Source organism: Nonomuraea africana (genome assembly GCF_014873535.1).
GTDB lineage: Bacteria > Actinomycetota > Actinomycetes > Streptosporangiales > Streptosporangiaceae > Nonomuraea > Nonomuraea africana.
In genome coordinates this window covers 1,685,681-1,709,196 of record NZ_JADBEF010000001.1, presented here as the reverse complement: position 1 = coordinate 1,709,196, position 23,516 = coordinate 1,685,681, and the positions used below count along the sequence as shown (strand labels likewise).

The window sequence follows — 23,516 nt, the reverse complement described above, 5'->3', positions numbered from 1 at the left end:
CGTGAGGGCAGGCGAGAGCACGCGGGCAGGCCGCGACACCCCCGGGCCCTCCCTCGAGGCCCTGGACAGGTCATACCGCTGGCAGGTCTTCGGACTCGCGGGCGTTCGTCAGCTTCCTACTGGCCGTCGCTTCCATGACGGCGGTCGTTCCCGCTCACCGCTGCGGGGCAGTCCTGGTCTCGCACCAGGTTCCCTTTTGCTCCGCCCCTTTGCGACGGGGGCGAACCAGCGACGACCAGGATCCTACATCTAGTGGCCGCGGGCGCAACTGCGCCCACAGGTTGTGTCGAGCAGTCCCAGCTCGCCCAGGACCGCGCGGGTCCTGGCGGTCTCCGAGCCGAGCCACACCCTGAAGTCGTCGCCGAGGAGCGGGAGCGGCGTCCACCCCTTGTCCCTGCACGCCCGCAGCCACCGCTCGGACCTGGCGACCTCGTCGAGCAGGTCCACGGCCCTGGCCCGCTCGCCGTCGCCCATCTCGTCGGGACCGAGCACCGCGCTCCAGTCGGCGAAGTCGACGCGCGCCCCCGACTCCAGCAGGGTCGGCGCGTCGATCCCCTCGACCCGCTCGGCCGACGAGACCGCCAGCACACGCACCCGGCCCCCGGCGATCCGCTCCCGCCACTGACCCAGCGGGCCCGCCGCCACCCCCACTCTGCCGGTCAGCAGCGCCTCGGCGGCGTCCTCACAGGTCGGGTAGCCCGCGTAGTCGAGCACGCGGGCGTCGGCGCCCAGCCCTCGCGCGACCAGCCCGAACAGCAGATGGTCCGACTCCCCCTGCTTCCTGCCCGCCAGGACGGTCTCCCCTGGAGAGGCCACCAGGTGCGCGGCGAAGGCGTCGAAGTCCGGGAAGCGGGACTTCCTCGCGACGACCAGCACCTCGACGTCCCCGACCAGCCGGGCGATCGGCGTGCCGCGCGCGCTCGTCCTGGCCATCTCGGCCGCGGCCAGGGCGGGCAGGCCCGTGACGGTCAACCGGGTGCCGCCCCGCGCCAGGTCGGCGGGGTCGAGCAGGCCGGAGAGGGTCTCGGCGATGGGCTCCCACGAGGCGCCCGCGGGCACGACGGCGAACCTCGGCACGGGACGCCCGGGCTCGGTGCCGCATCCGGCCAGGCACGCCAGCGCGCCCAGTGCCCCCGCCACGAAGTCCCGACGGCGCATGCGCGCCCCTCCCCGATCCCCGCCCAGATCCCCCAATACATAAAGTTATGTACACATCACAGCGAGTTACACCTTTAGTGGCATATCGGGGTATTCTCGTGACCGTGGATCTGCGGCGCTCCGCAGAGATCGCGCGTCACAGCGATCGGGCGAGCCGGAAGCCGAGGTCGTCGACACGGAAGGCCGGGTGGCTCTTGCGGCGGCACGACGCCCGGCATCCTCGCGGATGGTCGAACCAGCTTCCGCCACGGAACACGCGGTACGGGCCGTAGACCCTGGGATCATAGACGTCCCAGCACCACTCCCACACGTTGCCGATCATGTCGTGCAGGCCCCACGCGTTCGGCGCCCTGGTGGCGACGTCGTGCACCTCGCCGCCGGAGTTCCCGCGGTACCAGGCGATCTCGTCCAGCTCCCCGTAGCGCACACCGGCGGTCCCGGCCCGGCACGCGTACTCCCACTCCGCCTCGGACGGCAGGCGATAGCCGTCGGCCCGCCAGTCGCAGAGCACGTCCTGCCCGTCGGGGTCGTCGCCGATCGAGTAGCAGGGTTCGAGCCCCGTCGCCCGCGAGAGCAGGTTGCAGAACCGGACGGCGTCCGTCCAGGAGACGTCGGTCACCGGCGTGCGCGGGCCGGCCGTACTCGCCGGCCCCTCGCCGCGAACGGCGCGGTACCGCTCGCGGGTCACCGGACACGGCGCCAGCAGGAAGGCCCCGACCTCGACCTTCCAGGTCGTCTTCGCACCCTCGTCACGCAGGACGATCTCCCCGGCGGGGATCTCGATCATGCGCTCGGCGAGGTTCATCGCCCCGTGGTCACGAGATCGCGGCGGTGCGCAGCCGGGCGTCGAGCGACTCGAGGTCGGGGAGGAACCACACCTGGTCCGCCTGGTTCGACTCGTGGACGAGGGCGCGCAGGGCCGAGCCGGCCGCCAGATGCCCGGAGATGTCGCCCACGATCGCCAGTCGCAGCCGGTAGTTGACGAACTTCTGCATGACCTCACCGGCGAAGCGGGTGCCCAGAGAGAAGAAGCGCGCGTCCAGGCGGCTCGCGGGCACGGCCACCACCCCGGCGCCGGCGAAGGCCGCGGCGATCAGGTCGAGCACGTCCTGCATGGTCGCCACCGGCGGCCCGGCCGGGTCGCACATCAGCACCGGCACCCCGCCCCGCTCCTGCATCACGTCAGGCACAATCTTCCCTTTCATCCTGCATCGCTCCCTAACCTAGGGCATAAAGGGAGTGATAGGGAAGCTTCTGTCTCATTCCCCCTGCGCGGGCAGGTCGGCGGGCAGGGCCAGCAGGCGCACGTACAGCGGCCTGGCGTCGGGCGGAGCGTCGGCGGCCCGATGGCTGTACTTCTTCAGCAGCGCCAGGTACTCCTCGAAGAACTCCTCCAGCTCGCCGAGGCGCATCCGGCCGAGGCCCCTGGAGACCTTCACCCAGGCCGGATCCGCCGCGTAGGCGGCGGGCAGCAGGTCGAGCAGGATCCCCTTGTCCTCCTCCAGCCCGATCCGGTGGAACTCGGCCAGCACGGGACGGTCTTCGGGCGCGAGCTCGGCCGGAAGGGGCAGCCGGATGTCGCCGGTCTCCACCCGCCGCCACCACCGCTCACGCCCCGCCGACCGCTCGGGGATCTCCTCGATGAACCCGTACTTCTCCAGCTGCCGCAGGTGGTAGCTGGTGGTGCCCGTCTTGGCGTCCAGTAGCGAGCCGAGCGTGGTGGACGTCGCGGGCCCGTGCAGCCCCAGGTGGCGCAGCATGGCCCGGCGCATCGGATGGGCCAGCGCCTTGAGCTTCCCAGGATCGTCCAGCACCCACGGCTCGTCATCCTTCATGACGAGCAGCCTAGTACTCCAGAAGGATATCTGCAGAGAAAGCTTTGCCGAGAACTCTCTGCAGACTACTGTCGGCGATATGAGCAGAGTGTTGGTGATGATCGTGGCCGCGCTGATCGCGCTGATCGCGTTGACCGGGCCCGCGACGGCCGCGCAGGCGGCCCCCGCCCCCGAGGAGCTGGTCGCGACGGAGGTGAGCTTCACCGGCGGCGGCGGGCTCACCCTGCGCGGGACGGTCCTGTCCACCCGGGGAGACCAGCGCGGCAGGCCCGGCCTGGTCCTCGTCCACGGAGCCGGAACAGGCACGCCCAGGACGAAGCTGATGACCGAGGCCACCGAGTTCGCCAGGCGCGGCCTCACGGTGCTGGTCTACGACAAGCGGTCGGAGGGCTACTCGCTCTTCGAGCGTTCCTACTCGCAGCTGGCCGACGACGCGCTCGGCGCGGTCAAGGCGCTGCGCGCGCAGCCGGGGGTCGACCCGGCCAAGGTCGGCCTGTGGGGGCTGAGCGAGGGCGGCTGGGTGGCGCCGCTGGCCGCCACCCGCTCCCCCGACGTGGCCTTCGTCGTGCTGGTCGGCGCCAACGCGCACCAGCCGCTGCGCCAGCAGGCGTGGGCGGTGTCGGCGGGGCTGCGGAAGGCGGGCGTGACCGGTCCGCTGCCCGACCGGGCCGTGCCGACGCTGTACCGGGCGATCGCCGACGGCGGCCTGTTCCCCGAGCCGTGGTACGACCCGCTGCCGACACTGGGCGAGGTGCGCCAGCCCGTGCTGGCCATCTGGGGCACGCACGATCTGCTGACCCCGCCGGCGGAGACTCCGCCGCTGATGGCGCGGGCGCTGGCGAGCGGCGGCAACGGGCACGTGACCATGCGCATGTTCGCCGGCGCCGACCACGCCGCCCACCAGAGCCCGGACGGCGGCGTGACGCGACTGCCCGAGCTCGCCCCCGGCTATGCCGACCTGGTCGGCTCGTGGGTGGAGCAGGCGGCCGAGGGCAGGGCGCCCCGCACCCAGGACACCGTCCAGGGCCCGCGGCCCAGCCAGGACTCCCCGACCGTGGCGACGCCGCCGCCGGCCTGGTGGGAGTCCGCGCCGGTCCAGACCGCCGCGCTCGTGCTGTTCCTCGTCGCCTTCCTCGCCTACCCGATCACCGCCCTGCTCCGCCGGATCAGGGGCACCTCGGTGCCGGCGGGATGGGCGCCTCGGGTGCTGGCCCTCTCCGGCCTCGCCGTCACCCTGGGCGGCTTCTGCTACCTGATGTACCTGCTCATGACGGGCGGCAAGCTGGCCTCCCCCGGCCCTGTCGTGGCGGGGCGACCGGTGCTCTGGCTGCTGTTGCAGGCGCTGGCCCTCACCGCGGCCGTCGCCACCGTCGGCACCGCGCGCGCCTGGCGGCGCGCTCCCGGCCGCTCGGAGCGGGTACGGCTGGGCGCACTGGTGGCAGGCGGCGCGGTGCTGATCCCGTGGGCGTTCTACTGGGGCCTGCTGCTGCCCTGAGCACGGCAGGCCGGAGGGCGCTACTCGACGGTGACGCTCTTGGCCAGGTTCCTGGGCTTGTCGACGTCGCGCTCCAGCGTGACGGCGGCATGGTAGGCCAGCAACTGCAGCGGGATGGTGAGCAGGATCGGGTCGAGCTCGATCTCGTTCTTCGGGATCACGATCACGTCGTCGGCCAGCCGGGCGTCGGGCTCCCTGTGCCCCACCATCAGCACGCGCCCGCCGCGCGCCCTGATCTCGCCGAGCGTCGTGAGGTTCTTGTCCAGCAGTTCGTCGTCGGGCACGATCGCGACGGTCGGCATGTCGGGGCCGATCAGCGCGAGCGGGCCGTGCTTGAGCTCGCTGGCGGGATAGGCCTCGGCGTGGACGTAGGAGATCTCCTTGAGCTTCTGCGCCCCCTCACGGGCCACCGGGTAGCCGCGCACCCTGCCGACGAACATGATGCTCGGGTGGTCTGCGTACTTCCTGGCCAGCTCGGCGATGCGCTCGCCCTGCTTGAGGATCTGCTCGATCTGGTCGGGCAGCCTGCGAAGGCCCTCGACGATGCGCCTGCCGTCGGAGGGCGACAGGTCGTGCACGCGGCCGAAGTGCAGCGCGAGCAGTGCGAAGGCGATCGCGGTCGAGGTGAACGCCTTGGTCGAGGCCACCGAGACCTCGGGCCCCGCGTGCAGGTAGATGCCGCCGTCGACCTCGCGGGCGATCGCGCTGCCCACGGCGTTGACGATGCCGATGACCCGGCCGCCCTTGCGCTTGATCTCCTGGACGGCGGCGAGCGTGTCGTAGGTCTCCCCCGACTGGCTGATCGCGACGTAGAGGGTGTCGGGGTCGACGACGGGGTTGCGGTAGCGGAACTCGCTGGCGGGCTCGGCGTCCGCGGGGATGCGGGCCAGTTCCTCGATGAGCTGGGCGCCGATCTGCCCCGAGTAGTAGGCGCTGCCGCAGCCGATGATCTTCACTCGGCGAAAGGAGCGGGTCTCGCGCGCGTCCATGTTGAGGCCGCCCAGGTGGGCGATGTGGAAGCGCTCGTCGAGCCGGCCGCGCAGGGTGCGGGCGATCGACTCGGGCTGCTCGGAGATCTCCTTGAGCAGGTAGTGCTCGTAGCCGCCGGTGTCGTAGTGCCCCGCGTCCCAGTCGACGGTCAGCGGCTCCTTGGCCGTCTCGCGCCCGCCGCTGGCGAAGGTGTGGAAGCCGTCGGCGGTCAGCACCGCCAGCTCGCCGTCCTCCAGGTGGACGACCTGGCGGGTGTAGCGGACGAGGGCGGCCACGTCGGAGGCGGCGAACATCTCCTTCTCGCCGAGGCCCAGCACGATCGGGCTGCCGTTGCGGGCGACCACGACCTCCTTGGGCCGCTCGGAGTCGACGACCGCGATGCCGTACGTGCCGACGATGCTCTTGAGAGCCTTCCTGACCGCCTCCTCGAGGGTGTCGGTCTCGGTGACCGTACGGGCGATCAGGTGGGCGAGCACCTCGGTGTCGGTCTCGGAGGCGAAGACGACGTCCTCGGCGATGAGCTTCGCGCGCAGGTCGTCGGCGTTCTCGATGATGCCGTTGTGCACGACGGCGATGCGCCCGTCGGTCGACAGGTGGGGGTGGGCGTTCTCGTCGCTGGGCACGCCGTGGGTGGCCCAGCGGGTGTGCCCGATGCCGAGCGTCCCCTTGAACTTGGCGGGTACGGCTTTCGCCAGGTCAGCCACGCGGCCCTTGACCTTGCGCAGCTTGAGACCCTTGTTCGACACCACCACCCCCGCCGAGTCGTAGCCGCGGTATTCCAGACGCTGGAGCCCCTCCAGCAGGATGGGGGCCGCGTCCTTGGGGCCGACATAGGCGACGATTCCGCACATGCAAGGTCTCCTTTATCCGTAGACGATCCGGCGCAGTTGCCTCAGCGACAGCTCGGGGGCGGCAACGCGGCGCGCCGGTAGTTCGGCCGCGATCCTCGGGAAGATCTCGTCGTTGGTGAGGCCGCGAGCCTTCAGCTCCTCGTGGCGCCGCCGTACGAACTCCTCGACGGTCTCGGAGAAGTACGCCAGCACCTCCGCCACCACGCGCGCGGCCTCTCCATGACCGAGCGGGCTCGTCCTGGTCAGGTGCGCGATGAGGTCCTCGTACGGAGGCGGGGCCGTGGACACAGAGGAGGACACTACGCAGAGATCGCCGGTCATGCCAACATCCTGCCCGAATTCGGGCAGGATTAGCCTGCCTTTGCCGCGACACGCACGCAGACCGCCGGTCGATTGGCAGTAAATCTTGGGGCGATCTCGCCGAATCGCCGCATTGACCGGGAAGAGCGGAACGACCACGGTACTACGCTACGTAGCTGACTGATATCGCTACGTAGGGGGATGTCATGCTGTTCTGGGCCGCCGCGGTTCTCGCCGCCAGCGCCACGGGGGGCCTCCAAGACGACTTTAGCGCCGCCGCCACGGAGTACGGCGTGCCGGAGAGCGTGCTGCTCGGCGTCTCCTACCTCGAGTCGCGGTGGGACTCCAACGGCGGCCGGCCCAGCGTGTCGGGCGGCTACGGCCCGATGCACCTGGTGGACGCCACGGCCATACCGGAGGGCGGCGATCACCACCTCGGCGACCCGCGCGGAGACGCGGCGCGGCCCATGCGCATGACCACTCCCCTGCCGCCCTCGGAGCCGGCCGAGCAGACGTTGCAGCGGGCCGCGCGCCTCACCGGGCTGCCCGCCGCCACGCTGCGGCGCGACACGGCGGCCAACGTCAGGGGCGGCGCCGCGCTCCTGGCCGACGAGCAGCGCAGGCTCGGCGCCCCGCTGAGTCCCGACCCGGCCGCCTGGTACGGCGCCGTCGCCCGCTACGCGAACCCCGCCTTCGCGCACGAGGTGTTCGAGGTGATGCGCGAGGGCGCGGGACGGCGAACCGACGACGGGTCCGTCGTGCGCCTGCCCGCCACGCCCGTGCCCGCCTTCAGGACGGCGAAGACCACGGCGGCCGAGTGCCCCTCCACCCTGGCCTGCGACTGGATGCCCGCCGCCTACAAGCGCGTCGGCAAGGACGACTACGGCAACCACGACAGGCTGCGGTCCAAGCGGCGCGTCGACTACATCGTGATCCACGACACCGAGGGCTCCTTCCGCGGCATCCCCGCGCTGGTGAAGGACCCCAAGTACGTGAGCTGGCACTACACGATCCGCTCGCGCGACGGCCACGTCGCCCAGCACGTCCGCACCACGGACGTGGCCTGGCACGCCGGCAACTGGGACGTCAACACCCGCTCCATCGGCATCGAGCACGAGGGCTACCTGGCCAAGGGCGGCACCTGGTACACCGAGGCGATGTACCGCTCCTCGGCCGACCTGGTGCGCTACCTGGCGGACAAGCACCGCGTGCCGCTCGACCGGGCGCACATCATCGGCCACGACAACGTGCCCGGCACCACCCCCAAGACCGTCCCCGGCATGCACGACGACCCTGGGCCCTACTGGGACTGGGGGCGCTTCTTCGCCCTCATGGACGCGCCCATCGAGGGCGAGGGCGAGGGCTCGTCGGTGATCATCAACCCCGACTACGCCACCCACCAGCCCACCTTCACCGGCTGCGTGAGCAAGACCTCGGCCAGGACCTGCAACCCGCACGGCGCCGCCAGCGTGTGGCTGCACACCGCGCCCCACCCCGACGCCGCGCTGGTCGACGACGCGGGCAAGCGCCCCGGCGCGGCATCCACCTACAGCGTCTACGACCACAGCGCCCGTGCCTCCGCGGGACAGCGCTACGCCCTCGCGGGCACCAGCGGCGAGTGGACGGCCATCTGGTACCTCGGCCAGAAGGCGTGGTTCCAGAACCCGCCCTCCAGCCCCACCGCCGTCCGCGCCACGGGCCCGCTGGTCACCCCCCTGACCGACCATGTCAAGGTGTACGGCAGGGCCTACCCCGAGAGGTCGGCCTACCCGAGGGGCGTGCGCTACCAGGAGCACGCGGCGCTGCCGTACACGCTACGCAAGGGCCAGTACTACTCGCTCGCCCAGACGCTGACCGGTTCCTATCTGGCGGCGGGCTCCTTCAACCCGTCCAGGCACGTCACGGTGCGCGGCAAGCTGCGCTACCACCAGATCCAGCTCGGGCACAGGGTCATGTTCGTCAGGGCCGGTGACGTACGGGTGATCTCCTGAGAATCCCGCCTTCCATGCGCACACGCACTCCCAAGAGGCGATATTGTTTTCCCGTGGCCGGTGAGCACCTCACCGGAACACACGCGGAAGTGGCTCAGTGGTAGAGCATCACCTTGCCAAGGTGAGGGTCGCGGGTTCGAATCCCGTCTTCCGCTCGGAGACGATCTCCTGGTGGAGTGGCCGAGAGGCGAGGCAGCGGCCTGCAAAGCCGTCTACACGGGTTCAAATCCCGTCTCCACCTCGGTGCGTGACGCGGAACCTCGCGGATCCGCTAAAGTAGTGCGAGCGCCATGCGGAAGTGGCTCAGTGGTAGAGCATCACCTTGCCAAGGTGAGGGTCGCGGGTTCGAATCCCGTCTTCCGCTCTGAGTTACACAACTCAATACGGACGATTAGCTCAGCGGGAGAGCGCTTCCCTGACACGGAAGAGGTCACTGGTTCAATCCCAGTATCGTCCACCTGATGGAGAGGCTGGATCCGAGACATCGGATCCAGCCTCTCGCTCTTTACTGGAGTCATCTCAGGGTCGTGGCGTGTACATGATCATCAGGACTCCGGCGAGGCAGACGGCCGCTCCGATCAGGTCCCACCGATCCGGGCGGAAGCCGTCGACCAGCACTCCCCACAGCAGTGACCCCGCGACGAACACCCCGCCGTAGGCGGCCAGGACGCGACCGAAGTGCGGGTCCGGCTGGAAGGCGGCGACGAAACCGTACGCGCCCAGCGCGATGACGCCGGCGGCGATCCACAGCAGGCCGCGCTGCTCGCGCACGCCCTGCCAGACCAGCCACGCACCTCCGATCTCGGCGAGCGCGGCGAGGCAGAACAGCAGCAGGGACTTGACGATCGTCATGAAGACGACGCTACCGAGACGACTCCACCCCGCGAACCCGCTGTTCCCGGGCGCCGCTCTTCCAGCACCAGCAACCAGAGGTTTCGTGATCATCGCCGGGTACTGGTCTGGTGGTGCCCGGCCAGGTGAGCGCGTGCGCGTCGATGACACGGATCGACCGGTGTCCCATGGATGGCACCCTGGAACCCGGCGGCCGTCCGGGCCGGACGGCGATGCCGTGGCCCGGTGCGCCGCGCAGTCAGGTGATCGGAAAAGGAGAGCGTGTTCGCGTGGGTGCCAACCATTCGCATCAACCGGCCGGGCCCACCTCGCGGGGTACCCTGATCGCGACGGTGGCGGTGATCGTCCCGCTGGCGCTGGCCACGCTGATCGCGCTGATCTGGATGTGGCCGGCCGAGCGGAAGGAGCCCGCGCAGACGTCACAGCCGCAGGCCGGAGTGCAGCGCCTCACCGGCACCGTCACCGCCATCACGCTGAAACGGTGCCCCAAGGAGCCCCCGCTCGAAGGAGCGCCCCAGGGCGAGCCGGTGCCCCCGGACCCGGCCACGTGCGGGGACGCGCAGGTCGAGCTCACCAGCGGTCCGCACACCGGTGAGACCATCATCACGCAGCTGCCCAGCGGCCCGGGGGCGCAGCGGTTCGCCGTGGGCGACGACATCCGGCTGATCTATTCGCCCGAACCCGTCCTGGAGGTCTCGCCGTACCAGATCTCCGATCACGACAGGTCATCGCCGCTGTGGCTGATGGCCGCCGCCTTCGTGCTGGCCGTGGTCGCGTTCGGCCGCTGGCGGGGGCTGACGGCGCTGGTCGGCCTGGCCATCACGTTCGTGCTGCTGCTGGCGTTCGTCATCCCGGCGATCCTGGCCGGTCAGCCGCCGTTGCTGGTGGCCATCATCGGCGCCGCGGCGATCATGTTCTCGGTGCTCTACCTCACCCACGGCTTCACGATCACCACGTCGATGGCCATCTTCGGGACGGTGGCCAGCCTCACCCTGACCGGCCTGCTGTCGTATGCGGCCATCGACCTCGTGCAGCTGAACGGGATCACCGACGAGAGCTCCTTCTACCTCGACACCAGCTACCGGATCAACACCGAGGGCCTGCTGCTGGCCAGCATCCTCATCGGGTCGCTCGGCGTGCTCGACGACGTCACCGTCACACAGGCCGTCACCGTGGCCGAGCTCGCCCACGCCAACCCCGGCTACCGGTTCGGCCAGCTGTATCGCGCCGCCGCGCGGGTCGGCCGGGCGCACATCGCCTCGGTGATCAACACGATCATCCTGGCCTATGCCGGCGCCTCCCTGCCGCTGCTCCTGCTGATCAGCGTCGGCGACCAGGGGCTGGGCGAGATCGTGACCAACCCGGTCCTGGCGCAGGAGATCGTCCGCAGTGTGGTCGGCACCCTCGGGCTGATCGCGGCCGTGCCGATCACGACCGCGCTGGCCGCGCTGGCGGGCATCCGGGCGACGCGCGGCGGCGACGACGACCACGCGGCCGCCGCGGCGCGGCACCGGCGCAGGCCCGACTCACTGCCCGATCTCGTCGGGTGAGCTAGGGGTTCAGGTGAGTCAGCCTGAGCGAGAAGACGACGCGTTCCTCCTCGCCTTCGGTGAGGCCCCACAGCTCGCCGGTGGCGTACCACAGCGACAGGTCCTCCGGCCGGTAGGCCCAGCTCCTGTGCGCGTTGATCGTCCAGGTCGAGGGGTCGCCGCCGACCTCGACGGTGGCGAAGCGCCGGCTGGGGTCGGCTCCGGGGACGGAGCCCGCCGACATGTTGAGGTAGAGGCGGTCGCCGTCGGCCTGCACCCCCTGCACGTCGCTGATGACGTCCGCCGGATTCGCCGGGACCGTGGACACCCACGCCTGCACCGGCGCGGCGACGAGCCGGTAGTCGCCGAGCGGGCCGGACTGGAAGCGGTAGCGGACCAGCTTCGTGCCGCCCAGCGAGGCGGACGTGCTGCCGGAGCGCTTGTAGGTGCCGGCGACCAGGCTGGCGCCGCCCGCGCTGTTGCGGTCCAGGGACACGTAGTCGAACAGGAGAGGGGTGATGTAGTGGCGGACCTCAGGCATGACGTAGCGGTAGTCGCCGCCGCCGCCGTCCCTCTTGCGGTAGATCTTGCGCGTGTCGAACACCCTGATGGTGTGCCTGCCCGCGTCCGGGCCCGGGTAGCCGTTCCAGTTGGAGCTGGACGTCATGAACAGGTAGGGCCCGTACCAGGCCAGCCCGCCGCCGTGGCCGTACACCCGGCGCAGGACGCCCGCCCCGTCCACCCATACGGGCAGCACATTGCGGTAGCGGCGGTCGTCGAGGTTCACCACCGACAGGTTCACCGAGTTGGTGCGGTAGTCGGGCGCGCTGGGATCGGGCGAGTTCTGCCAGGTCCAGCTCGTGATCAGGGCCCGGTGCGCGCTGCCGACGGGGGTGCCGTCGAGCTGGGCCTCGCCGGAGGTGGCAAGGCCCTGCGGCACCCACGGCGAGTGTGGGATGTCCTGCTTGTCGCCCTGCGCCCGCGTGTCCCAGCAGAACCAGGAGCTGACGGGCAGCCTCGGCAGGTAGGCGGCGCGCCCGGCGCACTCGGCGTCCTCGGCGCCCGGTAACGCGGTGCGGCCGTCTCCGGTGAGCGCCCCGTCGATGCCGACCGGCTCGAACTCCGCAGCCGGTGGAACGGTGTACGGATCACTGCCCACGCGCAGGTCTAGACCCGTGGTGTCCAGGCGTTTCAGCGGCGCGGGCGCGCTGGCCGCGGCGTCCGGGCCGACGGCGGAGACACCGGGTGTGGCCGTGGCCGTCACCGCTCCCAGTCCCATGGCGATCGCCACGGCGATCCGGATCCGTCGCATGGCGTCCCTCTCGTTCGCAGTCGAAAGGTCTGCATGATCGTACAAGGCCGGTGCCCGAATTGCGATCTTCGGGAGATCAGCGCCCCGGCAGCGCCGCGGTCAGGTCGAGCTCGACGAGCTGTCCGGTGAACCCGAGCCGCGCGACGCCCAGCAGCGTGCTCGCGGTGGAGAACGCCTCGGCCAGCGCCGACGCGGTGAGACGGTGCCACACCGCGCCGAGAACGGCCGTCTCGTCGCTCACCACGTAGATCACGGAACGGACGACCTGGCCGGGGCTGGCGCCCACCGCGTCCAGCGCGAGGAGCGCGTTGGCGACGACCTGGTCCACCTGGGCGTCCAGATCGCCGGCGCCCACCAGGGCGCCCGACGCGTCCAGCGGGCACTGGCCGGCGAGGAAGGCGGTACGCCCCGCCTCGACCACGGTGACATGGCTGTATCCCGGAGTGGGATGCGCGCCTTCAGGATTGACTCGGACGATCGACGGGCTCATGCGCCCGAGTGTGCCGCGTCGAGATCTTGCCCGCCACCGGTTATTGCGGCCGGCGCCGCCCTTGGGCCATCATGGCGGCATGATCTACGGGAAGGGCGGCCACCGCCCCAGCCGGTGAACCCCGGCACGTGGAAGCTGGGCGACGATCCCCTCGACGATCGCCCCACCTTTCTCGCACACGCGCTCGCGATGTCCCTCCTGCACGGCCCCGGCCCGTGGCCGGAGGACGCTCAGCGACTACCCGACGAACCGCCCCGCCCCGACGACGGCGCGCCGTACGTGCCGAGCGTCGTCCTGGACGGCGTGCGGACCCACCACTTCGGCACCACTCCCGACACCGGCGCCGTCACGCGGGCCGCCGATCTGCTCGTCGAGCTCGTCACCGCCGAGCCCGCCCACGCGGACCTGGTGCGGCTGCACGACCTGCTGGCGGCGGCGCGGGCGATCGACCTCGCCGACGACCTCATCGCCGAGCTGGGGCGACGGCGCCCGCGCGGGGACCGGATCCGGGCGCTGGGCCGCCACCTGGCCGAGCACGGCACCCGCCGCGAGGCCGTCAAGATCGGCCTGGTCCTCGTCGGCGCGTGCGGCGACGAGCGCGACCGCGACCTGCTCCTGCTGCTCGGCACGCTGGAGGAGTTCACGCTGTACGCGGTGGTCGCGCTCACGCGTACCCAGCCCGACAGGCAGCGCGCGGTGTACGAGCTGGCGCGCCGGGTGTCCGCCTGGGGCCGCATCCACGCCGTGGAACGGCTCAAGGACTGCGACGATCCGGAGGTCAAGGACTGGCTGCTGCGCGAGGGATACCGCAACGGGATCATGAACGAGTACCTCGCCCACCTCGCCGCCACCACCGGCGACCTGTACACGGCGCTCCTCGAGCCGGACATCGACGACGAGCTGCTCGACAGCGCGGGCCTGATCCTGACCGCCCTGGCGATCGGCGGACCCGCCGAGGACATGGGCGACTACGCCGAGGCCGTGCCCGCGATGCACCGCTTCGCCGACCTCCTCGACGGCCGTGACGCCGGCCTCGTCCGGCTGACGAGCCTCGACGCCGTCCTGCGCTTCCTTCGCGATCCGGGCGGCTCGCCGCCGTGGCCGGCGGAGGAGACCGAGCGGCTCCTGTGGCGATACGAACGGCTGGCCGGCCAGCGGCGCTGGCGCGAGCTGGTGCTGACGCACCTGTCCGACCCTCATGACCCGGGCTTCGGCACCGCGCTCTGGATGGCGCCCGCGCTCGGTGTGCCGATGGTCGAGCAGGCCGTCGCCCGGCTGGAGTCGGACCCGATGGACGAGTGGACCTGGCGGCTGGCGATCCGCCACGCCACCCCCGGGCAGGCCGAACGGCTGTGCCACCTGGCAGGGCGGCTGCTTCCCCTCGCCGAGCTCGTCAACGGCCCCGGCGAGCACTACGGCTTCGGCGAGGAGTGCACCGCCGACCGCGCTCTGGGCAGCGTGGTCGGCGGCCTGGACGGCTTTCCCCGGACGGGGCTGCCGCTGATCAGGGTGGCGCTGGCCAACAGGGTCGTCCACGTCAGGCGCGACGCGGTCCGCGCCCTGGCCGCCTGGCCCGCGCCGGCCGTACCGGAGGAGGCGGTGGGCTGGGTGCGGCAGGCGGCGGCGGTCGAACCCGACGAGGTCACCAGGGACGAGATGGCCGCCCTCCTGGCCAGGACACCGTGACCGGGCCGCGGGTCAGGTGCGTACGGGTAGCGCGCTCAGCGCCCGCTTCATCCCTGGCTGCCAGGTGATCTCCGCCGCCGGTACGGCCAGCGCGAGGCCGGGGAAGCGGTCGAGCAGGCTCCGCAGCGCGATCTGCGCCTCGGCCCTGGCCAGGGCGGCGCCGAGGCAGTAGTGGATCCCGTGCCCGAAACCCAGGTGCGCGTTGTCGGCGCGGCCGAGCTCGATCAGGTCGGGGCCGTCGAAGCGGCGCGGATCGCGGTTGGCCGCCGCGTACACCACCTGCACGGCCTCCCCCTCGGGGAGCGTCACCCCGCCGAGCTCGACCGGCTCGCGCGTGTAGCGCATGACCGCGATCTCGGCGGGACCGGTGTAGCGCAGGAACTCCTCCACGGCCGAGGGGATCAGGCCGGGGTCGGCGCGCAGCTCCCGCATGAGGCCGGGGTGGGTGAGCAGCAGCCACACGCTCTGGCTGACGAGGCCGACGGTGGTCTCGTGCCCGGCGACCAGGATGCTGATCGCCATCGCGATCAGCTCCTTCTCGCCGAGCCGGTCACCGTCGTCCTCCTGGACGCGGACGAGCGCCGACAGCAGGTCGTCGCCGGCCGAGGTCCGCTTGTCCGCGATCAGCCCGGCCATGTACCCGACCAGGCCGCGGGCTCCCGAGGCAACGCGCGTGAGGTCGGGGGCCGACAGGTCGGCGGCCCACGCGCGCCAGGTGTCCCTGTCGTCGTCCGGAACGCCGAGCAACTCGCAGATGACCTGGATGGGCAGCGGGTAGGCGAAGCCCTCGATGAGGTCGCCCCCGCCGCCGAGGCCGTCCAGGAGGGTGTCGACGATCTCCTGGATGCGCGGCCTGAGCAGTTCCACCCTGCGTGGGGTGAACGCGCGCGACACGAGCCTGCGCAGCCTGGTGTGGTCCGGCGGGTCGTAGGCGCCCAGCGTGCTCATCAGGTACGGCGCCACGTCCGCGGGCAGTCCGGCCGCGGCGGCCACGTCCACCTTCGACTGCCGGGCCAGGTCGCTGCTGAAGCGCGGATCCGTCAGCGCGGTGACGCTCTCCTGGTAGCCGGTGACCAGCCAGATGGCGGTGCCGTCGACGTAGCGGCCGAGGGTGACGGGGCCTTTCGCGCCGAGTCCTGACAGGAACGCGTCCCTGTCGGCGGCGGTCAGCAGCCCGATGATCTCCGGTTCATTCATGATCATGGCTCCATGGAGGGGGGATGCGCAGAGGGGATCTCGACGGGGTCCGGGGGCTCATCGCGGTTTCCGCTCGTTCCTGACGTCGTCCCACGCGCCCAGGAACCGCTCGTCGGCGAACACGCCGTGGGTGAAGATCTCGATGCCGGCGCGGGAGTGGCGCAGCGTCGCGTCCGTCGTGTGCAGGTCCGGCACGCCGAGCACCCTGGACAGGTGGTCGCCGAACACCAGCGGGGCGAGCAGCCAGGTCACATAGATGGCGGCGCGGGCGCGCGGGTCGTCGCTCGGCCGCGCCCAGCCCTCGCGCACGCCGTCGTCGAGCCAGCGGCCGGTGGCCGCGACGATCTCGTCGAACAGCGCCGCCGCCTCCGGCGTGCCGTCGAGGAAGGCGCGGCCCAGGTAGCGCCGTACGGCGGCGCCGGCGTCGAGCATGGCCGCCAGGCCCGCGGTGTCCTCCAGGTCGGCCTTGGGACCGCCGCGCACCAGCGAGATGACGTACGCGTCGCAGGCGGCGCGCAGCCCCTCCTTGGACTCGAAGTGGTGCAGGACCAGGGCGGGCGACACGCCGGCGCGGGCGGCGATGGCCCGCACGCTCACCCGGTTGACGCCCTCGGCCCCGAACAGCTCCAGCGCCGCGTCCCTGATCCTGGCGCGAGCCGTGAGGTCACTGTCTGAACGCATGGACAGCATACTAAACAGACGTTCAGCTCCGCGTCCATACGGTGGCCCCATGGGGCTCGGGGACTTCTGGCAGGGCAGGTACGGCGCCACGATCTCCGCCGAGGAGGAGGCCGCCGTCCGCGGGGTCCTCACCTGAACGGGCGGGCAGGGGCGATATCGGGGTGCGCGGGCCGGTCCGCCCCCTCTAGCCTGGACGGCTCACGCACCGCCGTATAGGAGAGGAACAATGGACGTGACCCTGCGGCCGGTCCGCGAAGCGGACCTGGACCTCTTCGAGCAGCACACCGACGGCCCCGACGGCACCGGGCCCCTGCAGTGGTTCGGGTACCGGTCCTTCCACGCGATGCGCAGGGACTTCGCCGACAACGGGCTGCTCAGTCCCGAAGGCGGGCGCTTCACCATCGAGGCGGACGGCGCGCCCGCGGGCACGGTGAGCTGGCACCAGAGCGCGTGGGGTCCCCTGCCGACCTCCTGGTGCTGGACGATCGGAATCGCCGTCTTCCCCGGCTACCGCGGCAAGGGCATCGGCACGCAGGCCCAGCGGCAGCTGGCGGCCTACCTGTTCGCCCACACCAGGGCCGAGCGCGTGCAGGCGTCGACCGACGTCGCCAACATCGCCGAGCAGCGCGCCCTGTCCCGGGCGGGGCGAGCGGGAGGGCCTCATCCGGCGCGCGCAGTGGCGTGAGGGCCGCTGGCACGACCAGCTCCTCTACTCGGTCCTGCGCCCGCAGGACGACGCCTGACCCCGCGCGTCACCACTGCTCCTGTGGCAGCTCGACACCTCCGACCGGGTCGTAGATGACGGTGTCGTCGGCCAGCCTGATGACCGCGACCCGCGTCGCCAGACCCGCGTCCTCGAGGGCCCTCGCCGACTCCATCGCGAACTGCGCGAAGTGGTACTGGTCCCTGGTGCCGCTGAAGGGGGCAAGGCGCTGGCACAGCACCTCGTAGCGGTCACCGGGCCAGGGGGGAGGTAGTCCCGGGGCACGCTGGTGCCGGGAGCCAACGGTCATCTTTCTCACCCCTGATGGTCTGTCTATTGATGTCCTACCTTTTCAGATGATGTGGCTATCCGGATAGGTGGGTATGTCGGTCAAGGTGTCCCGTGCCCCCGTCACCGCCCCGACCTGGTGAAACGCGGGTTACATGGGGCCTTGCCCGGGTAGCGCGAGTGGTCCGACCCCGCGTGAATGGAGGTCTGCCGTGCCGACGCTTCGCGCCTTCACGACCACCGCGCTCTGCCTCGCTCTCGCGACCAGCGCGTGTACCGCCATGGTCACCGACTACGGCGACGTGACGAAGTTCCAGCAGAACGAGGGGGCCAACGCCAGCGTGCACGGCGTGCACCTGCGTAACGCGTACCTGCTCGGCGGCGCGCCCGGCCAGTCGGCCCCCGCCGAGGTTCCCCTGTACGCGGTGCTGATCAACAACAGGACCGCGGCCGACCGGCTCGAGCGCATCACCGTCCAGGGCGGGTCCGTACGGCTGGCCGCCCCGGTCGAGCTGCCGCCGAACCAGCCCGTCGGCACCGACAGACCGATCGCCACCGTCTCGGGGCTGAAGGGTCAGAGCTGGATCCCGATGACGTTCACCTTCCGCGACGCGGGTGACGTGCGGGTGCAGGTGCCGCTGAAGTACCGGGCGGGTCCCGTGTCCAGCGTCACGCCCACGGCGAGCCCCACCGCGACGCACTGAGCGCCGGATGCGGGTCGCCGTCCTGTCCGACACGCACGCGCCGCGCCGGTGGCGGTCGTGCCCGCCGCGGGTGGCGGCGCACCTGCGCGGCGCCGACCTGATCCTGCACGCGGGCGACGTGTGCGTCCCCTCCGTCCTGGACGAGCTGGCGGTCTTCGCGCCCGTGCACGTCGTCAAGGGCAACAACGACGGGCCCGACGTGGTGGCGCCGGAGACCCTGCAGCTGGAGCTGGACGGCCTGCGCGTGGCCATGATCCATGACAGCGGGCCCGCGACCGGCAGGGCGGCGCGGATGCGGCACCGCTTCCCCTGGGCCGAGCTCGTGGTCTTCGGGCACTCCCACATCCCGATGGATCTGAAGGCCGAGGGCCTGCGGCTGTTCAACCCCGGCTCGCCCACCGACCGCCGCCGCCAGCCGCACGGCACCATGGGGCTGCTCCTCGTCGAGGACGGCGCGCTCGTCGAGGCGCGGATCGTGCCGGTCACCTGAGCGCGGCGGGTCCTGTTGGATAGGGGTGTGATGTCCATCGAGGAGGCGGAGGCCGAGCAGGAGCGGCTGCGCCCACTGGTCGACCTGGCCGATCCCGGGCCCGAGCGGGTGGAGTACGTCGCCGGGCTCGACGTCGGCTACGCGGGCGACGACGAGGTGACGGGAGCCGTGGTCGTGCTCAGGGCGGCCACGCTCGAGATCGCCGACCAGGTGGCCGTCCGTCAGCGCGCGAGCTTCCCCTACGTGCCCGGCCTGTTCGCCTTCAGGGAGCTGCCGCCGCTGCTGGCCGCCATGGAGAAGCTGACCGTGGCGCCGGAGCTGCTGGTCTGCGACGGGTACGGCCTCGCCCACCCCCGCCGCTTCGGCCTTGCCTGCCACCTCGGCGTGCTGACCGGGCTGCCGACGATCGGCGTCGCCAAGACGGCCTTCGTCGGACGGCACGACGAGCCGGCCGCCGAACGCGGCTCGTGGAGCCCGATCGTGCTCGACGGCGACGTGGTCGGCCGGGCCCTGCGCACCCGCGACGGCGTGAAACCCGTCTACGTCTCGCAGGGCCACCGGATCAGCCTCGACAACGCCTGCTCCCACGTGCTGCGCCTGTCGCCGGGCTTCCGGCTGCCCGAGCCGATCAGAATGGCCGACCGGCTCTCACGCTCATGAGAGCCGGACATCCCCCGCATGTCACCTGTGGACCACGGCCGCCCTGCCGTCGCTGCGCGGGTCGCTTCCCGCGGCGAAGGGATCGGCCGCGACGACCTGGGCGTGTCCCACCCACTCCGAGCGCGACGGAAGCGTCACCATCGGCGCGCCCGTGGCGGCCAGCTCGGCCAGCTCCGCGTGGTCGGCCTCGGCGCTGACGGTGTCCTCGCGCTGTCCGACCTCGAGGCCGCCCACCACGAAGCGCGGCGCGGCCACCGCCGAGGCCGGGTCGGCCCCGTCGAACAGCCGCGTCAGCACCTGGGTGAGGATCTGCGGCTGCGCCTTGCCGCCCATCGTGCCCGCGGCCCAGACCAGCCGCCCGCCCCTGGTGACCATGACCGGCATGAGCGTGTGCGCGGGCCGCTTGCCGGGGGCGATGACGTTGGGCGAGGCGGGGTCGAGGGAGAAGAACGAGCCCCTGTTGTGCAGCAGGACGCCGGTGGCGGGGTCGAGCACGCCCGAGCCGAAGCTGTGGAACAGGCTCTGGATCAGCGAGACCGCCCACCCGTCGCTGTCGGCGGCCACGACGGCGACGGTGTCGCCCGTGGCCCTGCCGGTGACGGCCGTCTCGGGCGGGGCGAGCGGCCCCCGGTCCGGGTCGAGCAGGGCGTCGACGTCCACCGGCACGAAGCGGGGGTCGGCCAGGTGCCCGGCCCGGTCGGCGATGCCGCGGTGGAAGGCCCGAGGGAGCGGCTCCGTGGCGGCGAGGGCCTGCAGCAGCAGAAAGCCGTGGGTGTTGGGCGGGCTGGTGTGCACGTCGTGGCCGCGGAGGGTACGGCTGAGCGGCGCGGTGCGCTCCACCTCGAAGGCCGCCAGGTCGGCCAGGTCGAGCACGCCCGACAGGCGGCGGCCGAGCGGCCCGCCGTACAGGGTGGCGGGGCCGTTCGCGGCGAGGTCGGCCAGCGTCGCGGCCAGCGCGGGCTGGCGCAGGGTGTCGCCCTCGGCCAGCGGCCTGCCGCCGGGGCTGAACACCTGCCGCATGCCGGGGTCGGCGTCGATCAGGTCGGCCGCGTCGGCGATCGCCTCGGCCAGCCCGGGGACGACGGGGGTGGCGGCGGCGTGCCGCAGGGCCGCCTCGAAGCAGGCCCGCCACTCCAGCGCGGCGCCCTCCTCGTGCAGCGCCGCCCACCCGGCGACGGCGCCGGGCACGGTGATCGTGTCGGGCCCGGTGATCGGCATGAGGCCGCCGTGGCGGTCGGCGAGCGCCGCGCGGTCGGCCTTCGCCGGGGCGGGCCCGCTGGCGTTCACGCAGGTGATGCGGCCGTCGGGGGCGCGCACGAGCGCGATCAGGTCGCCGCCGACGGAGGTGTTGTGCGGGTAGACGACGCACAGCGTGGCGGCCGCGGCGAGCGCGGCATCGAGCGCGTTGCCCCCGTTCGCGACCGCCTCCTCGGCGGCGGCCGTGGCCAGGGCGTGCGGGGTCGCGATGGCGCAGGTGTAGGACATCCGCTCATAGTGCCCGGCCCGCGTGCGCGACCCCGCGCCAGGGGTCAGATGTCGAGGTCGAGCCGGGCGAGCGGCTCGACCAGCTGCTCCTCCTCGTAGGCGAGGTGGGACGGCAGGGCCTCCGACAGCACGTCGAGGCGCTCGCGCACGCCGTCGATGGCGTCGGCGTCCTCGACCATGGCCACGAGCGCCGCGTCGAGGCCGGTCAGCAGCTCCGCGATGACCTCGTGCTCCTCCTGGAGGCGGTCGATGACCGGCGCGAGCGCCGCCTCGGCGCCCTTCAGCGCGGGGAACATCCGCTCGTCCTCGATCGTGTGGTGCACGGTCACGATCCTGCAGTAGGAGGCGCAGAAGCTGCCGAGCGTCCAGTAGTTCTGCCGCATCGTGAGCTGGTTGATCATCGAGCGGAGCGCCGCCACCTCGCCCCGGCCGGCCGCGACCTGTTCCACGGCGTCGCGGATCTGGGTCAGCTCCTGGCGCAGCTGGTCGTGGACCATCACCAGGTGCAGGCCGCGCTCCTGCTGGGCGGCGGGCAGCGCCGACAGGTCCCGCTTGGGCAGCCTCGGCCTGGTCGACTCCTCCAGCGGCCCGCGCGCCACCCGCTGGACGGCCTCGGGCCGCTCGCGGCCGGCCGCGGCCCTGACGGCGGGCGCGACCTCCTCGGCGAAGATCTTGAGGTCGCGCTCCTCCCCCGGCGCCATGACGAAGACGCTCATGCCGTACGCGTGGACGAGCTCGGTGAGCTGCTCGGCCCACAGCGCGGGCGGCCCGTCGAGGAAGCCCTTGCCCGCGAGCCTGGAGAAGCGGCCGTTGACGTTGTCGACGCGGCGGATCAGGGCGGGGTCGCGCCCCGCGTCCTCGGCGGCGCGGTCGATGACCGCGCTCATCGCGGCCAGCTCGGACGGCGCCGCGTAGGCCGAGGAGGGCACCCAGCCGTCACCGGTCCGCCCGGTCAGCTCCAGCATGCGCCGCTTGTAGGCGCCGATCCACACGCCGACGGGATGGGGAGGGAAGGGCCCCGGCGCGGCGCCGTCCAGGCGGTGGTGCTCGCCGTCGAAGCTGACCGCCGCACCGGGGGTCCACAGGGCGCGCATCACCGCGATGGCCTCCTCGAGCGCGGCCACCGCCGCCCCAGGCGTACGGCGCTCGCCGCCCATCGCGGCGATGCCGTCCCAGAAGGCGCCTGAGCCGACCCCCAGCTCCAGCCGGCCCCCGCTGAGGATGTCGAGGCTGGCGGCGGCTCTGGCCAGCATGGCAGGGGGACGGAGCGGCACACTGGCCACGTGGCGCTCAGCCGGCACTGCCCGCAGTTCCAGCTCGCGATCGAGCTGGTGGGGCGCAGGTGGAACGGCGTCATCCTGCTGGCGCTGGCCAGGGGCGCGACCCGCTACGGCGAGCTGCGCGACGACGTGCCCGGCCTGTCGGAGCGGCTGCTCGCCCAGCGCCTGCGCGAGCTGGAGGAGGCCGGGGTGGTGGCCCGCGACGTGCGGCCCACCACTCCCGTCCAGATTCGCTACACGCTCACCGAGAGCGGCGCGGCCCTGGTGGAGGCGATGCGCCCGCTGATGGCGTGGGCCGACCAGTGGGCGGGCCGGCCGGCGGATCAGCCGGCGGATCAGCCGGCGGATCAGCCGGCGGATCAGCCGGCGGATCAGCCGGCGGATCAGTCGGCGAGGTAGCTGATCGATCGCACCTCGTATCCGCGCGCCTTCGAGCCCCTCACGTGCATGAGCATCGCGCCGCCCTCGTAGGACCACGAGCAGACGCTCTTGTCGCAGCCCTGGAAGGTGTACGGCACGCCGCGCGGGTCCCACTTCACCCTGAAGATCGTCTTCACCGCCGCCGCGCCGGCGACCTCCAGGCCCTGGTTGCGGTCGCCCCGGTGCCAGGCGTTGAGCAGGTGCTTGGCGGCGGCCGCCGCCGACAGGTGGCGCGAGGTGTAGACCTTCGTCACCTTGGCCCCGGAAACGATCATCAGCAGGCCGTTCAGCTCGCCCGGCACGCGCACGCTGGTGTGCACGAAGCGGCAGGCGCCGCCCGAGCATCCGGCGAACCTGTCGGGCGCCCTGAAGGGGTAGGCGAACAGCGTGTTCACCGCGCCGGGCGCGGCCACGCTCGCCGCGGCGGTCCTGTCCGCGCGCGACCACGCCTCGAACAGCCTCTTGGCGGTGGTGGCGGGCTTCGGCGCCGCGGCGTGGGCCGCAACGGCGGGGAGCGTCATGGTCGCGGCCTGGGCCGCGACGGCGGGGAGCGTCATGGTCGCGGCCGCCATCGCGGCGGCCACTCCGGTCAACCATCGTCTGGACACGCGACGAAGGTAGGCTCGCGGGCTTGCACGCCGGTTGCAGCCTAGGGTGGGCTGATGGACTTCCTGGAGATCGCCATCGAGCAGGCCAGGATCGGCCTGGCCGAGGGCGGGGTGCCGGTGGGCGCCGCGCTGGTGGCCGACGGCCGGGTGCTCGGCGCGGGACGCAACCGCAGGGTGCAGGAGGGCAGCGTCATCCGCCACGGCGAGACCGACGCGCTCGAGCGGGCCGGGCGCCGGCCCGCGCAGGTCTACCGGCGCTCGACCATGTACACCACGCTGTCGCCCTGCGCGATGTGCACGGGGGCGATCCTGCTGTACGAGATCCCCCGCGTGGTGATCGGCGAGAACCGCACCTTCATGGGGCGCGAGGACCTGCTCAGAGCGGAAGGAGTGGAGGTCGTGGTGGCCGACTCCGCCGAGTGCCGCGCGCTCATGGCGGCCTTCGTCGAGCGCTGGCCGCAGGTGTGGAACGAGGACATCGGCGAGCCGTCCTGACCTCTCGGCGAGTGAC

Annotated in this window: 26 protein-coding genes, 4 tRNA genes and 1 riboswitch; of the genes, 15 read left to right on the top strand and 15 right to left on the bottom strand. The window is 72.1% G+C overall.

All coding sequences use genetic code 11. The features are described from left to right. Positions 1-61 precede the first annotated feature (61 nt). Positions 62-245: riboswitch (cobalamin riboswitch) on the bottom strand. Between the two features lie 4 nt (positions 246-249). The 4 genes from H4W81_RS07830 to H4W81_RS07815 form a co-directional block, all read right to left on the bottom strand. Continuing rightward, entirely contained in the window at positions 250-1,158 is a 909-nt protein-coding gene (locus tag H4W81_RS07830) for a Bug family tripartite tricarboxylate transporter substrate binding protein (RefSeq protein ID WP_192774169.1), read from the bottom strand. 136 nt (positions 1,159-1,294) lie between these two features. Further along, positions 1,295-1,963, bottom strand: coding sequence for a formylglycine-generating enzyme family protein (locus H4W81_RS07825; RefSeq protein ID WP_225958504.1), 669 nt, complete (start codon positions 1,961-1,963; stop codon positions 1,295-1,297). 10 nt (positions 1,964-1,973) lie between these two features. Then, a complete protein-coding gene (locus H4W81_RS07820; protein WP_225958503.1) occupies positions 1,974-2,363 on the bottom strand; it encodes a DUF4180 domain-containing protein in 390 nt (129 codons plus the stop codon). A 54-nt stretch (positions 2,364-2,417) separates the two neighbouring features. Further along, positions 2,418-2,993 carry an ArsR/SmtB family transcription factor gene (locus tag H4W81_RS07815; RefSeq protein WP_192774168.1) on the bottom strand — a complete coding sequence of 192 codons (576 nt, stop codon included), beginning with the start codon at positions 2,991-2,993 and terminating at the stop codon, positions 2,418-2,420. A gap of 79 nt (positions 2,994-3,072) precedes the next feature. Between H4W81_RS07815 and H4W81_RS07810 the strand changes: the two genes are divergently transcribed. Continuing rightward, the gene (locus H4W81_RS07810) at positions 3,073-4,488 is read left to right on the top strand and encodes an alpha/beta hydrolase family protein (RefSeq protein ID WP_225958502.1); all 1,416 of its coding nucleotides are present in this window, start codon (positions 3,073-3,075) and stop codon (positions 4,486-4,488) included. A gap of 20 nt (positions 4,489-4,508) precedes the next feature. Here H4W81_RS07810 and glmS read toward each other — a convergent pair whose 3' ends face one another. After that, positions 4,509-6,329 carry a glutamine--fructose-6-phosphate transaminase (isomerizing) gene (gene glmS, locus H4W81_RS07805; protein WP_192774167.1) on the bottom strand — a complete coding sequence of 607 codons (1,821 nt, stop codon included), beginning with the start codon at positions 6,327-6,329 and terminating at the stop codon, positions 4,509-4,511. A 12-nt stretch (positions 6,330-6,341) separates the two neighbouring features. Beyond that, entirely contained in the window at positions 6,342-6,617 is a 276-nt protein-coding gene (locus tag H4W81_RS07800; protein WP_397129312.1) for a hypothetical protein, read from the bottom strand. Positions 6,618-6,835: 218 nt separating this feature from the next. On the opposite strand from H4W81_RS07800, the gene H4W81_RS07795 reads away from it, so the two are divergent. The 5 genes from H4W81_RS07795 (at position 6,836) to H4W81_RS07775 (ending at position 9,077) form a co-directional block, all read left to right on the top strand. After that, on the top strand, positions 6,836-8,620 hold the full coding sequence (locus H4W81_RS07795) for an N-acetylmuramoyl-L-alanine amidase (protein WP_192774165.1): 1,785 nt from the start codon (positions 6,836-6,838) through the stop codon (positions 8,618-8,620). An 83-nt stretch (positions 8,621-8,703) separates the two neighbouring features. Next, positions 8,704-8,775, top strand: a tRNA-Gly gene (locus H4W81_RS07790). Positions 8,776-8,790: 15 nt separating this feature from the next. Next, positions 8,791-8,861: transfer RNA gene (locus H4W81_RS07785), tRNA-Cys, on the top strand. 51 nt (positions 8,862-8,912) lie between these two features. After that, a tRNA-Gly gene (locus tag H4W81_RS07780) sits at positions 8,913-8,984 on the top strand. A 21-nt stretch (positions 8,985-9,005) separates the two neighbouring features. Further along, a tRNA-Val gene (locus tag H4W81_RS07775) sits at positions 9,006-9,077 on the top strand. Between the two features lie 62 nt (positions 9,078-9,139). On the opposite strand, the gene H4W81_RS07770 is transcribed toward H4W81_RS07775, so the two are convergent. Continuing rightward, positions 9,140-9,472, bottom strand: coding sequence for a YnfA family protein (locus H4W81_RS07770; protein WP_192774164.1), 333 nt, complete (start codon positions 9,470-9,472; stop codon positions 9,140-9,142). Positions 9,473-9,741: 269 nt separating this feature from the next. On the opposite strand from H4W81_RS07770, the gene H4W81_RS07765 reads away from it, so the two are divergent. Beyond that, positions 9,742-11,022 (top strand): YibE/F family protein, encoded by a 1,281-nt coding sequence (locus H4W81_RS07765; protein WP_318781593.1) that lies wholly within the window; start codon positions 9,742-9,744, stop codon positions 11,020-11,022. Position 11,023: 1 nt separating this feature from the next. On the opposite strand, the gene H4W81_RS07760 is transcribed toward H4W81_RS07765, so the two are convergent. Both H4W81_RS07760 and H4W81_RS07755 read right to left on the bottom strand, forming a co-directional pair. Further along, complete coding sequence (locus tag H4W81_RS07760) at positions 11,024-12,313, bottom strand: hypothetical protein (RefSeq protein WP_192774163.1); 1,290 nt, start codon at positions 12,311-12,313, stop codon at positions 11,024-11,026. 76 nt (positions 12,314-12,389) lie between these two features. Continuing rightward, entirely contained in the window at positions 12,390-12,803 is a 414-nt protein-coding gene (locus tag H4W81_RS07755) for a RidA family protein (RefSeq protein WP_192774162.1), read from the bottom strand. A gap of 114 nt (positions 12,804-12,917) precedes the next feature. Here H4W81_RS07755 and H4W81_RS07750 point away from each other — a divergent pair, with 114 nt between their 5' ends. Beyond that, entirely contained in the window at positions 12,918-14,489 is a 1,572-nt protein-coding gene (locus H4W81_RS07750) for a hypothetical protein (protein WP_192774161.1), read from the top strand. Positions 14,490-14,501: 12 nt separating this feature from the next. Here the strand turns inward: H4W81_RS07750 and H4W81_RS07745 are convergent, their stop codons facing one another. Beyond that, positions 14,502-15,686 carry a cytochrome P450 family protein gene (locus H4W81_RS07745; RefSeq protein WP_192774160.1) on the bottom strand — a complete coding sequence of 395 codons (1,185 nt, stop codon included), beginning with the start codon at positions 15,684-15,686 and terminating at the stop codon, positions 14,502-14,504. 57 nt (positions 15,687-15,743) lie between these two features. Beyond that, positions 15,744-16,367 carry a TetR/AcrR family transcriptional regulator gene (locus tag H4W81_RS07740; RefSeq protein ID WP_192774159.1) on the bottom strand — a complete coding sequence of 208 codons (624 nt, stop codon included), beginning with the start codon at positions 16,365-16,367 and terminating at the stop codon, positions 15,744-15,746. Between H4W81_RS07740 and H4W81_RS07735 the strand changes: the two genes are divergently transcribed. Beyond that, positions 16,366-16,503, top strand: a complete 138-nt coding sequence (locus H4W81_RS07735; RefSeq protein ID WP_192774158.1) for a hypothetical protein — start codon at positions 16,366-16,368, stop codon at positions 16,501-16,503. The two genes, H4W81_RS07740 and H4W81_RS07735, sit on opposite strands and share 2 nt — an antisense overlap. A 90-nt stretch (positions 16,504-16,593) precedes the next feature. Next, a complete protein-coding gene (locus tag H4W81_RS07730; protein ID WP_225958501.1) occupies positions 16,594-17,052 on the top strand; it encodes a GNAT family N-acetyltransferase in 459 nt (152 codons plus the stop codon). Positions 17,053-17,119: 67 nt separating this feature from the next. Here the strand turns inward: H4W81_RS07730 and H4W81_RS07725 are convergent, their stop codons facing one another. Further along, a complete protein-coding gene (locus tag H4W81_RS07725; RefSeq protein ID WP_192774157.1) occupies positions 17,120-17,380 on the bottom strand; it encodes a hypothetical protein in 261 nt (86 codons plus the stop codon). A gap of 190 nt (positions 17,381-17,570) precedes the next feature. Between H4W81_RS07725 and H4W81_RS07720 the strand changes: the two genes are divergently transcribed. Genes H4W81_RS07720 through nfi form a run of 3 tightly spaced genes read left to right on the top strand, consistent with a single transcriptional unit; the run spans position 17,571 to position 19,212 of the window. After that, on the top strand, positions 17,571-18,062 hold the full coding sequence (locus H4W81_RS07720; protein ID WP_192774156.1) for a copper chaperone PCu(A)C: 492 nt from the start codon (positions 17,571-17,573) through the stop codon (positions 18,060-18,062). 7 nt (positions 18,063-18,069) lie between these two features. Beyond that, on the top strand, positions 18,070-18,552 hold the full coding sequence (locus tag H4W81_RS07715) for a metallophosphoesterase family protein (RefSeq protein WP_192774155.1): 483 nt from the start codon (positions 18,070-18,072) through the stop codon (positions 18,550-18,552). A gap of 30 nt (positions 18,553-18,582) precedes the next feature. After that, entirely contained in the window at positions 18,583-19,212 is a 630-nt protein-coding gene (nfi, locus tag H4W81_RS07710) for a deoxyribonuclease V (RefSeq protein ID WP_192780682.1), read from the top strand. A gap of 21 nt (positions 19,213-19,233) precedes the next feature. Here the strand turns inward: nfi and H4W81_RS07705 are convergent, their stop codons facing one another. Together H4W81_RS07705 and H4W81_RS07700 are read right to left on the bottom strand one after the other, a co-directional pair. After that, positions 19,234-20,697 carry a gamma-glutamyltransferase family protein gene (locus H4W81_RS07705; protein WP_192774154.1) on the bottom strand — a complete coding sequence of 488 codons (1,464 nt, stop codon included), beginning with the start codon at positions 20,695-20,697 and terminating at the stop codon, positions 19,234-19,236. 44 nt (positions 20,698-20,741) lie between these two features. Further along, entirely contained in the window at positions 20,742-21,971 is a 1,230-nt protein-coding gene (locus H4W81_RS07700; protein WP_192774153.1) for an LLM class flavin-dependent oxidoreductase, read from the bottom strand. Between the two features lie 9 nt (positions 21,972-21,980). Between H4W81_RS07700 and H4W81_RS07695 the strand changes: the two genes are divergently transcribed. Beyond that, positions 21,981-22,376: a winged helix-turn-helix transcriptional regulator gene (locus H4W81_RS07695; RefSeq protein WP_192774152.1), complete on the top strand. Its 396-nt coding sequence runs from the start codon at positions 21,981-21,983 to the stop codon at positions 22,374-22,376. On the opposite strand, the gene H4W81_RS07690 is transcribed toward H4W81_RS07695, so the two are convergent. Then, positions 22,361-23,005: a hypothetical protein gene (locus H4W81_RS07690; RefSeq protein WP_192774151.1), complete on the bottom strand. Its 645-nt coding sequence runs from the start codon at positions 23,003-23,005 to the stop codon at positions 22,361-22,363. The two genes, H4W81_RS07695 and H4W81_RS07690, sit on opposite strands and share 16 nt — an antisense overlap. Before the next feature lie 54 nt (positions 23,006-23,059). Between H4W81_RS07690 and H4W81_RS07685 the strand changes: the two genes are divergently transcribed. Beyond that, a complete protein-coding gene (locus H4W81_RS07685; protein ID WP_192774150.1) occupies positions 23,060-23,500 on the top strand; it encodes a nucleoside deaminase in 441 nt (146 codons plus the stop codon). The last annotated feature ends 16 nt before the right edge of the window (positions 23,501-23,516 follow it).

Excerpts from the sequence above, each read along its gene's own strand:
- H4W81_RS07760 (WP_192774163.1), bottom strand. The coding sequence starts at position 12,313 with ATGCGACGGATCCGGATCGCCGTGGCGATCGCCATGGGACTGGGAGCG.
- H4W81_RS07705 (WP_192774154.1), bottom strand. The coding sequence starts at position 20,697 with ATGTCCTACACCTGCGCCATCGCGACCCCGCACGCCCTGGCCACGGCC.
- H4W81_RS07725 (WP_192774157.1), bottom strand. The coding sequence starts at position 17,380 with ATGACCGTTGGCTCCCGGCACCAGCGTGCCCCGGGACTACCTCCCCCC.
- H4W81_RS07685 (WP_192774150.1), top strand. The coding sequence starts at position 23,060 with ATGGACTTCCTGGAGATCGCCATCGAGCAGGCCAGGATCGGCCTGGCC.
- H4W81_RS07755 (WP_192774162.1), bottom strand. The coding sequence starts at position 12,803 with ATGAGCCCGTCGATCGTCCGAGTCAATCCTGAAGGCGCGCATCCCACT.
- glmS (WP_192774167.1), bottom strand. The coding sequence starts at position 6,329 with ATGTGCGGAATCGTCGCCTATGTCGGCCCCAAGGACGCGGCCCCCATC.
- H4W81_RS07815 (WP_192774168.1), bottom strand. The coding sequence starts at position 2,993 with ATGAAGGATGACGAGCCGTGGGTGCTGGACGATCCTGGGAAGCTCAAG.
- H4W81_RS07770 (WP_192774164.1), bottom strand. The coding sequence starts at position 9,472 with ATGACGATCGTCAAGTCCCTGCTGCTGTTCTGCCTCGCCGCGCTCGCC.
- H4W81_RS07740 (WP_192774159.1), bottom strand. The coding sequence starts at position 16,367 with ATGCGTTCAGACAGTGACCTCACGGCTCGCGCCAGGATCAGGGACGCG.
- H4W81_RS07715 (WP_192774155.1), top strand. The coding sequence starts at position 18,070 with ATGCGGGTCGCCGTCCTGTCCGACACGCACGCGCCGCGCCGGTGGCGG.
- H4W81_RS07735 (WP_192774158.1), top strand. The coding sequence starts at position 16,366 with ATGGACAGCATACTAAACAGACGTTCAGCTCCGCGTCCATACGGTGGC.
- H4W81_RS07825 (WP_225958504.1), bottom strand. The coding sequence starts at position 1,963 with ATGAACCTCGCCGAGCGCATGATCGAGATCCCCGCCGGGGAGATCGTC.
- H4W81_RS07830 (WP_192774169.1), bottom strand. The coding sequence starts at position 1,158 with ATGCGCCGTCGGGACTTCGTGGCGGGGGCACTGGGCGCGCTGGCGTGC.
- H4W81_RS07745 (WP_192774160.1), bottom strand. The coding sequence starts at position 15,686 with ATGAATGAACCGGAGATCATCGGGCTGCTGACCGCCGCCGACAGGGAC.
- H4W81_RS07730 (WP_225958501.1), top strand. The coding sequence starts at position 16,594 with ATGGACGTGACCCTGCGGCCGGTCCGCGAAGCGGACCTGGACCTCTTC.
- H4W81_RS07810 (WP_225958502.1), top strand. The coding sequence starts at position 3,073 with ATGAGCAGAGTGTTGGTGATGATCGTGGCCGCGCTGATCGCGCTGATC.
- H4W81_RS07820 (WP_225958503.1), bottom strand. The coding sequence starts at position 2,363 with ATGAAAGGGAAGATTGTGCCTGACGTGATGCAGGAGCGGGGCGGGGTG.
- nfi (WP_192780682.1), top strand. The coding sequence starts at position 18,583 with ATGTCCATCGAGGAGGCGGAGGCCGAGCAGGAGCGGCTGCGCCCACTG.
- H4W81_RS07795 (WP_192774165.1), top strand. The coding sequence starts at position 6,836 with ATGCTGTTCTGGGCCGCCGCGGTTCTCGCCGCCAGCGCCACGGGGGGC.